General features: G+C 53.6%; 13 protein-coding genes. 7 read left to right on the plus strand and 6 right to left on the minus strand.

The annotated features are described in order from the left end of the window. Window positions 1-270: 270 nt before the first annotated feature. Window positions 271-1,638 carry an APC family permease gene (locus tag OC597_RS24735; RefSeq protein ID WP_261255844.1) on the plus strand — a complete coding sequence of 456 codons (1,368 nt, stop codon included), beginning with the start codon at window positions 271-273 and terminating at the stop codon, window positions 1,636-1,638. Window positions 1,639-1,691: 53 nt separating this feature from the next. Here the strand turns inward: OC597_RS24735 and sbcB are convergent, their stop codons facing one another. From sbcB to OC597_RS24750, 3 genes are all read right to left on the minus strand, one after another. Further along, window positions 1,692-3,119 (minus strand): exodeoxyribonuclease I, encoded by a 1,428-nt coding sequence (sbcB, locus tag OC597_RS24740; protein WP_261462712.1) that lies wholly within the window; start codon window positions 3,117-3,119, stop codon window positions 1,692-1,694. A gap of 91 nt (window positions 3,120-3,210) precedes the next feature. Next, window positions 3,211-3,402 carry a DNA polymerase III subunit theta gene (locus OC597_RS24745; protein ID WP_261284996.1) on the minus strand — a complete coding sequence of 64 codons (192 nt, stop codon included), beginning with the start codon at window positions 3,400-3,402 and terminating at the stop codon, window positions 3,211-3,213. A gap of 76 nt (window positions 3,403-3,478) precedes the next feature. Further along, window positions 3,479-3,688 carry a hypothetical protein gene (locus OC597_RS24750; protein WP_261284995.1) on the minus strand — a complete coding sequence of 70 codons (210 nt, stop codon included), beginning with the start codon at window positions 3,686-3,688 and terminating at the stop codon, window positions 3,479-3,481. 257 nt (window positions 3,689-3,945) lie between these two features. On the opposite strand from OC597_RS24750, the gene OC597_RS24755 reads away from it, so the two are divergent. Next, window positions 3,946-5,055: an SDR family oxidoreductase gene (locus OC597_RS24755; protein WP_262210917.1), complete on the plus strand. Its 1,110-nt coding sequence runs from the start codon at window positions 3,946-3,948 to the stop codon at window positions 5,053-5,055. 32 nt (window positions 5,056-5,087) lie between these two features. Here OC597_RS24755 and OC597_RS24760 read toward each other — a convergent pair whose 3' ends face one another. After that, a complete protein-coding gene (locus tag OC597_RS24760; protein WP_099063748.1) occupies window positions 5,088-5,834 on the minus strand; it encodes a S24 family peptidase in 747 nt (248 codons plus the stop codon). Between the two features lie 194 nt (window positions 5,835-6,028). Between OC597_RS24760 and OC597_RS24765 the strand changes: the two genes are divergently transcribed. From OC597_RS24765 to tmaR, 3 genes are all read left to right on the plus strand, one after another. Further along, entirely contained in the window at window positions 6,029-6,796 is a 768-nt protein-coding gene (locus tag OC597_RS24765; RefSeq protein WP_262210920.1) for an N-acetylmuramoyl-L-alanine amidase, read from the plus strand. A gap of 90 nt (window positions 6,797-6,886) precedes the next feature. Then, entirely contained in the window at window positions 6,887-7,954 is a 1,068-nt protein-coding gene (locus OC597_RS24770; RefSeq protein ID WP_262210921.1) for an FUSC family protein, read from the plus strand. 161 nt (window positions 7,955-8,115) lie between these two features. Then, window positions 8,116-8,433 (plus strand): PTS system regulator TmaR, encoded by a 318-nt coding sequence (gene tmaR, locus OC597_RS24775; RefSeq protein ID WP_020827737.1) that lies wholly within the window; start codon window positions 8,116-8,118, stop codon window positions 8,431-8,433. Window positions 8,434-8,484: 51 nt separating this feature from the next. Here tmaR and OC597_RS24780 read toward each other — a convergent pair whose 3' ends face one another. Together OC597_RS24780 and OC597_RS24785 are read right to left on the minus strand one after the other, a co-directional pair. Further along, window positions 8,485-9,273 (minus strand): ABC transporter substrate-binding protein, encoded by a 789-nt coding sequence (locus tag OC597_RS24780; RefSeq protein WP_262210923.1) that lies wholly within the window; start codon window positions 9,271-9,273, stop codon window positions 8,485-8,487. Between the two features lie 34 nt (window positions 9,274-9,307). Continuing rightward, window positions 9,308-10,477, minus strand: coding sequence for a M20 aminoacylase family protein (locus OC597_RS24785; protein WP_262210925.1), 1,170 nt, complete (start codon window positions 10,475-10,477; stop codon window positions 9,308-9,310). Between the two features lie 139 nt (window positions 10,478-10,616). On the opposite strand from OC597_RS24785, the gene OC597_RS24790 reads away from it, so the two are divergent. Together OC597_RS24790 and OC597_RS24795 are read left to right on the plus strand one after the other, a co-directional pair. Continuing rightward, a complete protein-coding gene (locus OC597_RS24790) occupies window positions 10,617-11,570 on the plus strand; it encodes a LysR family transcriptional regulator (protein WP_262210927.1) in 954 nt (317 codons plus the stop codon). A gap of 173 nt (window positions 11,571-11,743) precedes the next feature. After that, window positions 11,744-12,391, plus strand: coding sequence for an HNH endonuclease (locus OC597_RS24795; protein ID WP_262210929.1), 648 nt, complete (start codon window positions 11,744-11,746; stop codon window positions 12,389-12,391). Window positions 12,392-12,608: the final 217 nt, after the last annotated feature.

Below are 12,608 nucleotides of genomic sequence, written 5' to 3' on the forward strand. Positions count from 1 at the left end.
ATAAATAGTTTCGTGCGCGATCAAATAAAACTTTATGGTCGTGACTCATGAGGATAAGAAAGATGGGGCAATTTTTCACTTTAGCACCGGTGCCCGCCGGTTTCCGCTGCGGTCGCAGCGATTATGGAGCAGCCAAGGCCGCCTTGACTCGTTATCCAGCTTCCAATCCCCTTCTTTTTGAATTCAGTCGCAAGTTGCGAAGTTTCCCCGCAACCTTAAGTCTTGGCGTGTCTACGCTCCGCAAGGCTGAAGGTAAGGGGGGGCTGCGTCATGTCCGATAACATCATCAGCGCCGCTCCGGCTCAACGCGCACAGCTGCGTAAAACCCTGACTTTAGTTCCGGTAGTGATGATGGGGCTGGCTTATCTGCAGCCAATGACCATCTTCGATACCTTTGGCATCGTATCCGGCCTGACCGATGGTCACGTCGCCACTGCGTACGCCTTTGCTTTGCTGGCGGTACTGTTTACCGCACTGAGCTATGGCAAACTGGTGCGGAAATTCCCGTCTGCCGGTTCTGCTTATACCTATGCCCAGAAGGCCATCAGCCCGCACGTTGGTTTTATGGTGGGCTGGTCATCACTGCTGGACTACCTGTTCATGCCGATGATCAACATCCTGTTGGCCAAGATTTACCTGGAAGCCATCTTCCCGGGCGTGCCTTCGTGGATCTTCGTGGCGGCATTGGTCGCGCTGATGACGCTGTTCAACCTGCGCGGTATCAAGCTGGTGGCGAACCTGAACTCCATTATCGTGGTGGTGCAGGTGGCGATCATGATCGTGTTCCTGTTCCTGGTGGTGAATGGTATTTCGCACGGCGAAGGTGCCGGTACGCTGATCAGCAGCCGTCCGTTCTGGTCTGAAGGTGCGCATGTGGTGCCGATGATTACCGGTGCGACCATTCTGTGCTTCTCGTTCCTCGGTTTTGATGGCATCAGCTCGCTGTCTGAAGAAACCAAAGACGCAGAGAACGTGATCCCGAAAGCCATCTTCCTGACGGCGTTGATCGGCGGTGTTATCTTTATCGTGGTGTCTTACTTTGTACAGTTGTACTTCCCGGACATTTCACGCTTTAAAGATCCTGACGCGTCTCAGCCGGAAATCATGCTGTACGTGGCCGGCAAGTTCTTCCAGTCGGTGATCCTGGTGTTCTCTTGCGTGACCGTACTGGCTTCGGGCATGGCGTCGCACGCCGGTGTTTCGCGCCTGATGTATGTGATGGGCCGTGACGGCGTATTCCCGGAGCGTTTCTTCGGTTATGTGCACCCGAAATGGCGTACTCCGGCACTGAACGTGCTATTGGTCGGCGTGATTGCGTTGTCTGCGGTGTCGTTTGATCTGGTGACGGCAACGGCGCTGATTAACTTCGGTGCGCTGGTGGCGTTCACCTTCGTGAACCTGTCGGTGATTTCGCAGTTCTATATTCGCGATAAGCTGAACCGTACCGTTAAAGACACCTTTAACTACCTGATCCTGCCAATTATGGGCGCGCTGACCGTAGGTGCACTGTGGCTGAATCTGGAAGCCAGCTCAATGACGCTGGGCCTGGTGTGGGCGGCAATTGGCCTGATTTACCTGGCCTTTGTGACCCGCAGCTTCCGCCTGCCGGTGCCACAGGCTAGCGAAGACGCAGCATAATCTTTAAGCAGTAGATATTAAAAAGGGCGCTTCGGCGCCCTTTGTTATTTTTGTCAGCCGACCAATTCTTTGCCGTACTCAAACAGCGCTTTCAACAGCGCGGTCTTTTCCTGATCGCCTTCGTGCAGGTTATACAGCGACTCCAGTTGCAGGACATAGCTCTGCACCCGCTCGGCGCTCAGGGCTTCCTGACGATGCTGCAACCAGCGGCGTTGTTCGGCGTCATCCAGCGTATTGGGGTAGTTGCGGGCACGGAAACGGAACAACAGCTCTTTCATGCGGCTATCGCTGAAGGTCAGATCCAGCGCCGGCAGGTTCTGCGGTTTGGTCTGCTGAATAATCTTCATCGCCGCCTTGTCGGCATCGCTAAAGAAACCGTCGTACAGCCGCGCATCGACATCATCCGATCCCTTGAAAGGCTCGGCTTCGGCGAACAGCGCAACGACTTTTTCGCGCACTTGCGGATGCTGGCGAAGCAACTGCAGGTTTTGCAGGCAGGCCTGACGATCGATACCCAGCCGCTCGGCGTTTTCCGGCAGCAGGGTTTTGGCCGGTGCCAGCACCGGACATTTATTGATATGCACCAGTTTGATCGGGACCGGCGATTGCCCGGGGGCCAGATCGTCGCGGCGGGTATACAGCCGTTCACGCAGCTCGTCGGCACTCAGCGTCAGCAGCGGCGTCATATCGCCAGCCAAATCACACATGATCACCGCGTTCTTGTTATCCGGGTGCCAGGCCAGCGGCGAGACCCAACTGGTGTTGCCGCGTGCGGCCCCGAACATGCCTGAAACGTGCACCAGGGGTGTCATTTCCGCAATGTCGATCAGGGCGTTCAGCTTATGCTTGTTGCGGTGCTGCAGCAGGAAATCAAACAGCCGTGGCTGCGCCTGTTTAACCAGTTTGGCCATGGCGATGGTGGCGTAGACGTCCGACATGGCGTCATGGGCATGCTCATGTTCGATGCCATTGGCGCGGGTCAGGTGCTCCAGACGGAAGCTGGGGAAGCCGTCTTCGTTCTCCGGCCAAACGATGCCGTCCGGGCGCAGTGCATAGCAGGCTCGCATCACGTCGAGCAAATCCCAGCGTGAGTTGCCGTTCTGCCAGCTGTAGGCGTAGGGATCGTAGAAGCTACGGTAGAAAATATTGCGGCTGACTTCGTCATCGAAGCGGATATTGTTGTAACCCAGAATACAGGTGCCGGGCACGCTGAACGCCTGGTGGATCTGACGCGCAAACTCGGCTTCGTTGACGCCTTTGGCCAGCGCCAGTTGCGGCGTGATACCGGTGATCATCACCGCTTCAGGATCGGGAAGGTAGTCATCGGCCGGGGTGCAGTAGATGACCAACGGCTCTTCGATGATATTGAAATCCGCATCGGTACGCACACCGGCAAACTGCGCCGGGCGGTCCAGCGATGGGCTAATACCGAAGGTTTCGTAGTCGTGGATGTAGAATGTGGCCGGTGCCTTGCTGCTCAAAATCGCATCTCTCACGTGGCGTAGGGAATATGCCTCTATTGTAACGGCGAGATGTACGAGTCGTTAGTGTTAATCACCGAAATGCGCTGCATTACGCACTACGGTAGTAGTTCAGGCGCAGATGAAAGTAGGGCCGTAGATCATCGGGTACCTGTTGTTCGACGTTGGTGGCGTCATTGACGGTAATGCCATAGCGTTCGTTATAAATGACGCTGAGGGCCAGTAAATCGACTTCAACTTTTTCACGTTCTGCCTGCGGTAAGCTATCCAGCTTTCGACCCATATTATTCTCCCTGTGAATCATAGGGCATCATAGGATCCTTGGCCGCGCTTGTCCCTACCCCATTCAGGGGGGAGTCTCAAGAAGTGGGCGATTTTGCCTGGAGAGCGTGGCTTGGCGCGGCAGTACCATGATAATGCTGAACATATCGGGCAGAAAATTCCTGCTGGCTCTGCAGATTAGCGTGCTCGAAGGCCTCATGGGCCGAGAAAATACTGCCGATCACCGCCAGCCAGAAAACGCTGCACAGGACCAAGATGCCCAACCAGACTTTTTGGTTATAGCTCATAAATACTCCTGATGAGTAAAGGTAATAACATTCACCAGGGAATTAAATCAGAGTTGATATCAATGCTATGTCAACGGACTTGTTTATTCCGGTTTGTTTTTTATTAATGTGTTACCAAATACCGCTGCGATGTTTCAAAATATTCCTTAAGATAATATTAAGAAAAGATAAATCAGTGCCACTGAGTTTTATTTAATATTCGTTTAATTATCCCCCCATACAATCAGCAGCATTCAATACCAATATGGATACGGATTATGAAAACTCTGCTGTTGACCGGCGCTACCGGTTTTCTCGGTGGTGCAGTGCTCGAGAAATTACTGAAAGAAAATCAGTCAATTAACTATCTTCTGTTAGTGCGAGCTGAAAATGCACAGCAGGGATTGGAACGTATTCGTCAGAATATGGAAAAGTTTAATATTGATGGCGATTTATTCTCGAAAATCACGATAGAAAATATATTGTTGGGCGATTTAAGTGAGCCTGTTGAATTTTTAGCGGACACACGAATTAACAATGTAACGCACGTTATTAATTGTGCGGCCGTCGCGTCATTTGGCAATAACCCGCTTATTTGGAAGGTTAATGTTGAGGGTACGTTGGCCTTTGCCAAAAGAATGGCGCAGGTCTCTGGATTAAAACGATTCCTGCACGTGGGCACCGCCATGTCCTGTGCGCCGGAACCGGGTTCACTGGTAGCGGAAAGCGCCGAGTTTGAAGAAACGGCCGAGCACCTGGTGGAATACACCCGTTCAAAATCAACCATCGAACAGCTGATGCGTCAGCACTGCCCGCAGTTGCCGTTAGTGATTGCCCGTCCTTCGATTGTGGTGGGGCATACTCGCCTGGGTTGCCAGCCTTCCAGCAGCATTTTCTGGGTATTCAGCATGGCGCTGCTGCTGCGTAAGTTTATGTGTTCGCTGCAGGATAATATCGACGTGATCCCGGTCGACTACTGCGCCGATGCGATGGTGATGCTGCTGAACAGCGAAACGCTGGAGAATGACGTTTATCATATCTCCGCCGGTGAAGAGAGCAGCGTCAGCTTTGCGGATATTGACCGTGCCATTGCCGCCGCGCTGGAAAAACCGCCGCTTGGCGATCATTACGCGCAGGTCAGTTACGAAGCGCTGTTGAAAATGCGCAAACAGCTGAAGGATATTTTCGGGCCTTGTAACGAACGACTGATGCTGAAAGCGATGCGCCTGTATGGATCTTTCGCCATGCTTAACGTGCGTTTCAGCAATGACAAAATCCTTAAGCTGGGCATGCCGAAACCGCCGCGCTTTACCGATTACATCGACTGTTGCGTGCAGTCCACCCGGGGATTATCGATCCAGCAGCAGATGGTGGTCGATTTTAAATAACAGCAAGGCGCCAACCAATGGCGCCCGGCTGATTACCAGGACGAAGACGACCAGAAAACGCGGCCCAGCACCACCAGTTGGTCTTTGCGCTGCGGATAGCTCAGGTGTTCGTCCTGGTATTCTTCCCGGTTCAGGGAGCGAATAGTGACGCCGCCGTCGGGCTGCTCGATCAACACTTTTACCCGCAGCAGATTACCGTGCCGAATGGCGTAGGTTTTGCCTTCGCGAATGCGGATGTCATCGGTATTAATCCCCACCACATCGCCGTCTTGCAGACGCGGTTCCATGCTGGAGCCGGAAATGCGGATGATGCGCGCAGCATTCACCGCCACCCCCATCTTGTGCAGATAGTAGCGACGGAAGATCAGCGAAAACTCTTCACGATCGACGATTTCATAACAGCCGTCGCCGGCAGAAAAATTGATATCCAGCAGCGGGATTTCCACAAACTCTTCCTTGTCCTGTTCGGTGTCTTCCCATACCACCGGCTTCAGGCGGGCTGGTTGAAAGTCCGACTCTGCCGCCACGTTATCAAACGGGCGCACCAACTCTTTTTCATGGAAAACGTCAAACCAGCCCTTGGGCAGATTCAGTTTAGCCTCGATCCGTCTGGCGAGATTATCCCCCAGGTTGCGGGAGGATTTTTCACCGCTGATTTGGCTCAGCGTAGGCGAAGAGGACTCAACCAGCACCGCAAACTCGTTCTGGTTAACACCCTGTCGGGCGTAGCTGGCCATCAGCTCGCGCAAATTATTGCGTCTTATTTCTTTGGTTTCCATTGTCGGATGATCGCACTCTTTAGCAAAAAGGTAAATATTGCTTTCACTAAATATTTCTCGCCTTAACTTTAGCAATTAGCTAAACATTAACGGGTGGACAAGATCCACGAAGGCATTGTAGGGTCGCTGCATGGTGCGACCGCTTGAGCGGGAAGGATCCTGCAATGACTAGTTTAACTAACAAGGAATCTACTATGTTCAGTATGGATTACAACAGCTACCGCTCGGTAGCCACCTTTGGCCACCGGGTGCGCTTTCTGGTGCTGCATTACACGGCGCAAAACTTTGCCGATTCCGTGCAGTCATTGACCGGCAAGTCGGTCAGCGCCCATTACCTGGTACCGGATCCGCAAGATCAAAGCTATCAGGCGGCTGGCTTCAGCGGCGTGCGCATTTTTAATCTGGTTGATGAAGTGGAACGGGCCTGGCATGCCGGTTCCAGTCAGTGGGGCACTCGCAATAATCTCAACGATACGTCGATTGGCATCGAGATCGTCAATCTGGCCAGCGGCGATGGCGAAGACATCACCTTCCCGCCGTTTAATCCGCAGCAGATTGCGGCGGTCAGCCAACTGGCGCAGAACATCCTGCAGCGCTATCCGGATATCACGCCGGTTAACGTGGTGGCGCATTCCGATATCGCCCCGGGCCGCAAGAGCGATCCCGGCCCGCAGTTCCCCTGGCATCAGCTGTATCTGGCCGGTGTAGGCGCCTGGTATGACGAAGCGGTGAAGCAGCGTCACCAGCATGAGTATCAGTGCCATGGTGTACCGGCACAGCCAGATTTGCTGGCGTTGTTCGCTAAGTACGGTTACGACACCTCGGCGGCGACCGATGCCGAAGGCTACCGTCAACTGGTGCGTGCTTTCCAGCTGCATTTCCGTCAACGGCAGTACGACGGGGTGATGGATGTGGAAACCGCCGCCATTTTGCGCGCGCTGGTGGATAAATATGCCGCTTAATGCCTGACTGCGGATAGGGGACGCCTTTTCTCTGCCTGCCTTCCTCCGCTAAACTAATGTTCTTTCTCGCCATCGATAACGGGATGCATTGTGCGCCTCGACAGAAAAATATCGTCATTTGAACATCTGACATATCGCCATTACCGCATTGTGCACGGTGTGCGCATTGGGCTGGCGTTTATCCTGACCTTCCTGCTGATCCGCCTGCTCGAAGTGCCGGAAGGCACCTGGCCGCTGATTACCCTGGTGGTGGTGATGGGGCCGATTTCGTTCTGGGGCAACGTGTTGCAAAGGGCGTTGCAGCGTATCGCCGGCACGGTGTTTGGTGCCGCCTCGGGCCTGATCGCGCTGTATCTTGAGCTGTATTCACTCCCCTTAATGCTGGCGTGGTGCGGGGTGGTGATGTTTTTCTGCGGCTATCTGACGCTCGGCAAACGGCCCTATATGGCGCTGTTGGTGGGTATTACGCTGGCGGTGGTCTGTGGCGCGGGGGCCGGTGATATGCACACCGCGCTGTGGCGCAGCGGCGACGTGATTTTTGGCTCACTGCTGGCGCTGTTGTTCACCAGTATTTACCCACAACGCGCCTACATCCTGTGGCGTATGCAGATGGCGGATTGCCTGCAAAGCGCGGGAAAAATCTATGGCGCTTATCTGTCCCCGAACATGATCGAACGGCCGCGCCTGGAGCCACAGCTGAAAGATTTGCTGAATCAGGTGGTTAAATTACGTGGCCTGATTGTCCCCAGCAGCAAAGAAACCCATATTCCCAAAGCTGTGTTTGAAGCGGTGCAAACGCTGAGCCGCAATTTGGTGTGTACGCTGGAGCTGTTGGCCGATGCCTACTGGGCCTCGCGCGAAACCCACTTTATTATGCTGAATGCCAAAACTCTGCGCAGTGCGCAACTGCTGACGTTACGCTCGCTGGAGGCGCTGGCGGAGACGATGCATAACGGCCCGCAGACACAGCAGGCGGTGGCGGCAGGGGAGCTGAGTGAAGTTGCCGCCGAGCTGAAAACCCTGATGCAAGAGGCCAGCGTCAACCTGCACGGCGAAGCACCGATCTACGGTTATGTCTGGCTGAGCATGGAACTGACGCAGCAGTTGGAAGAACTGGGTGACCTGCTCAAGGTATGTACCGCCGGCGAGTGCGAATAGGGGGCCAGATCATGAAGCAGGCGCTTCGGGTTTTTGTCGCGGCGCTAAAGTGAGTAAGATAGGGCGATGAGTGTTGTGTCTGAGCGCCACAAACCTGTATCTTGGTCTCATTGTGGCCGTAAGCAAATGAATCTGTGTATTACTAAAGCAAGGGTATGAAGATGGATAATGCAAATAAGCCGAGTTTCCAGGACGTTCTGGAGTTTGTGCGTATGTTCCGACGTAAAAATAAGCTGCAACGCGAAATTGTCGACAACGAGAAGAAAGTCCGCGACAACCAGAAGCGTGTGCTGTTGCTCGATAACCTGAGTGAGTACATCAAGCCGGGCATGAGCATTGAAGATGTTCAAGGCATCATTGCCAACATGCGCAGCGACTATGAAGATCGCGTTGATGACTACATCATCAAAAATGCCGATCTGTCTAAAGAACGTCGCGAACTGTCCAAAAAGCTGAAGGCTATGGGCGAAGTGAAGTAACCGTTTTTATTGGGCCAGGCACTCGCCTGGCCCTTTTAGTTTGCCCCGCCGTTATTCCCCTTTACCGTACATATCAAAATCAAAGTATTTATCGTTCACCTTCTTATAGGTGCCGTTGGCGATAATGGCTTTCAGCGCCGCGTTGAAGGCATCAAGTAATGCGCGGTCCTCTTTACGCACGCCAATACCATCGCCAATGCCAAAATATTTGCTGTCATTCAGTTCCGCACCGGTAAAGGCGAAGTCCTTGCCGCCGGGCGTTTTGAAGAATTCGCTGGCGCTGACGCTGGCCAGCAACGAAGCGTCCAACCGGCCGTTGGCCAGATCCTCATTTACTTCCTGTTGGCTCTGATAGGCAACGACGTTGACACCGGCCGGACGCCACAGTGCGTTCGCATAAGCTTCTTGGCTGGAGCCTTGCTGCACGCCAATCGATTTGCCTTTTAGCGACGCCGCCGTGGGCTGCAGATCGCTGCCTTTGCGTGCCACCAACCGCGCCGGGGCGTTAGACACCTTGCTCGAGAAGGCGATCTGCTTTTCGCGCTGCGGCGTAATGGTCATTGAGGAGGCGATAGCGTCAAACTTTTTTGCCTGCAACCCCGGGATCATCCCGTCCCAACTGCTTTCGACCCACACGCACTTGGCCTGCATTTCATCGCACAGCGCCTGAGCGATATCCACACCGAACCCGGTCAGGGCTCCTTGCGCAGTTTTGTATTCCAGCGGCGGGAAGGTGGGATCAATGCCCAACTTAATCACCTTGCCGCTAAACTCACCGCCAAGGGCCGAAAAACTTAACGCTAACGGCAACAATAAAACCAAACCCATCGTTTTTTTCATGTCATTTCCTCAGCGGAGTGGATTAAATAATGCATTAAGCCAGGAAGCGTTCAACCAGCTTGACCCAATAAGTGGCGCCAATCGGCAGACACTCGTCGTTAAAATCGTAACCGGCGTTATGCAGCGAATTCCCGGGCGTGCTTTCCCCGTTACCAATCGAGATATAACTGCCGGGACATTTCTCCAGCATAAAAGCGAAGTCTTCACTGGCGGTAATCGGGCGCAGGTTGGCGATAACCCGGCTTTCACCGGCCCATTCCAGCGCCACCGTTCGCGCCAGCTCAGTTTCCGCCGCGTGGTTCACCAACACCGGATAACCCTGTTGGTAATCAATCTCTGCCCGGGCACCAAAACTGACGGCCTGTGCTTCCACCAGTGCCGTAATGCGGTCTTCCAGCCGTTGACGGACATCGGCATTCAGCGCGCGCACGCTCAGCGTCATGGTGGCGATCGAGGGGATGACATTGCTTGCAAGACCGGCCTGGATCGCGCCCACGGTCACAATTGCCGTTTCCTGCGGATCGATATTTCTGGATACGATGGTCTGCAGGCTCATCACGATGGCGGCGCAGACTACTACTGGATCAACGGTGTGCTGCGGCACCGCGCCGTGGCCGCCGTGCCCATGCAGAGTGATGTTGACGGTATCGGCCGAACACATGAAGGGGCCGCTGGCAAAGCCCAGTTGGCCGACCGGGAAGCCGGGCACGTTGTGCATGGCGAACACCGCATCGCAGGGAAAGCGTTCGAACAACCCGTCTTCCATCATCACTCGGGCACCGCCGCCACCTTCTTCCGCCGGTTGAAAAATTAGGTGCAGGGTACCGGTAAAGTCAGACCGCTGCGCCAGATAACGCGCAGCCGCCAATAGCATGGTGGTGTGGCCATCATGACCGCAGGCGTGCATCACGCCGCTGTGGGTGCTGGCATAGGGCAATTCGCTGGTTTCTTCAATCGGCAGCGCGTCCATATCGGCGCGCAAGCCAAGCGATTTCCCCACACCGCGTTGCAGCGTGGCGACAACCCCGGTTTGTCCTATATGGCGCGTGACCTGATAACCCCATTCGGACAGCAGTTTTGCCACCAAATCGCTGGTGGCGAATTCGTTAAATCCCAATTCGGGATGAGCATGAATATGGCGACGAATGGCGACCATTTCGTGCTGAACAGCGGCTATTTCAGGTAAAACCAGCGAATGAATCATCAGGGTTTCCAACGGGAGTATTAGGTTCCCGATGCGTTCAATAACCGGGAACAAGGTACTTCGGAGACTAACAAACAACCTTTTGCCCGGGGAGCCGTCGTTCGGTTATGCTGACAACCTTTGATTGTCAGGGGGCGTGATGAAACTACATCAATTACAGGCCTTGGTCGCCAGTGCCGACGGTGGCAGCATCCGCGCCGCCGCACGACAACTGGGGCTTTCACAGGCGGCGGTCACGCGCGCCCTGCGCGAGCTGGAACAGCAGCAGGAACTGCCATTGCTGATCCGCACCCCGGCTGGACTGGGCTTTACGCCTTACGGGAAAACGCTGCTGGCGCACGCCCGGTTGGTGCTGAACCAACTGGAACAGGCCAGCAATGAAATGGCGGGCCTGCGCGGGTTGGCGCAAGAACAGGTGAAGGTGGCTATCACGCCCTGGTTGATGCTGACGGTGTTACCGACGGCCGTGGTGGCCTTTCGCAAAAAGATGCCCAGCGTGAAACTGGAGCTGTTTGAAAGCCTGATGGCCAACGCCCAATCCCAACTGCGAGAGGGCACAATGGATTTTGCCATCACGCCGCTTCCGGCCTCGATGGCACCGCAAGAGTTTCATTGCGAGCCGCTGCTGGATTATGAAACGGCGGTGATGGTGCGGCACGGGCATCAGTTGGGCCAAAGCACCTCGATCCACCAGTTGCTTGAGCAGGACTGGGTGCTGAATTACACCCCAGATAATTATGACGATTTAATCCATCAACTGTTCAGCCGACACGGCGCTCAACTCGATCCGAGCCGCATTATTCATGCGCATTCCCTCGGCATGCTGCAGGCGATGGTGGAGTCGGCAGACATGTGCACCTGGTGCCCGGCACCGTTGCTCGGGTTACCGCAGTTTGCCGGGCGCCTGCAACCGCTGGCGCTGCAAGAAGGTTGCGACGTGGCGCGGCTGAACATCGTCACCCGGCGCAACAGTATTCTCAGCACTGCCGCCCATGCGTTGATTGATAACCTGGTTCGCACTCTGCGCCAGCATGCCCGATCCGCGCGGCTCGAAGATCGACTGATTTATGATCGGGTGAAGTTGTTGATTTAGGGGGAGTTCGGAGTTGTTGGGATTGGGTGAGATTTCGATACTCTGGAGTCAATCTGACCGTCAGCCTTGTGCCAGATGCGGCCATTACAAGTATCGTGATGTGTTAAAATGGTTGAGATTATCGGTAGTTACCTGTTTGATGTAGCGTCATATTTTTATTCTGGAGCATCTTAGTGAGATTAAGCAGTGTCTTAGCACTTACCTTCACCAGCTATCCCGTTTGGGCCGGTTTGGCACTAGCAGCAAAGTTTTGGCTTGAGATGCCTGTCTGGACGGCAATTGGATTAGCGACCCTTGCAGGCTTTATCTTCTGTGCTGCAATTATCAAATTACAAGAATATAAAGCTGCACGTAAATTAAAATATCGAAAAGAGCCAGTTTTAAACACAACGAATACTTCTACTGATGTAATGCAAAAAGCTAAAGAAATAGTTGCTTTATATGAGTATGCAAGCTCGGCTAGAAAAAGGACTTTAAACTCTCCACGTAATACTCAAAAGGATCGAGCTAAAGCTACTACTTTTTCACCTCATCAGACAGTCAGAAAAAATACTAAACAACGAATGTGTCAGGAAAAAGATCTCTTCTATCGCTCATCAGAATGGCGCTCATTAAGATATCAAGTTTTACGTGAGCAATCTGCATGCTGCGCTTGTTGTGGTCGCTCACCAAGAGTGCATGGGATTGTATTACATGTTGATCATATTCTTCCGCGTTCAAAGTTTCCGCATTTTGCATTAGATAAATCAAATTTGCAGGTACTGTGTGATGACTGTAACTTAGCTAAATCGAATACCACTTTTGATGATTGGCGAGAATGAACCGTCTCCTGAATTAGGTTCAGCCGTCAGTAAATACCATCTGTATATTTTTAAAACTGCATAGTTGTGCAATACCTCTATTAGCGGTCTTCCATCATGAGGCCAACGTCCGCTCCTCACTGTGAGTTCAACGGGTCGCTGCAACGCTATCCTTAATCAAGGGGGACGTTGCCATGAAACGAAGAACGCGCATTTACTACACGCCAGAGCAGAAAGC

Source organism: Serratia proteamaculans, assembly GCF_946227095.1.
Taxonomy (GTDB): Bacteria; Pseudomonadota; Gammaproteobacteria; order Enterobacterales; family Enterobacteriaceae; genus Serratia; species Serratia proteamaculans_E.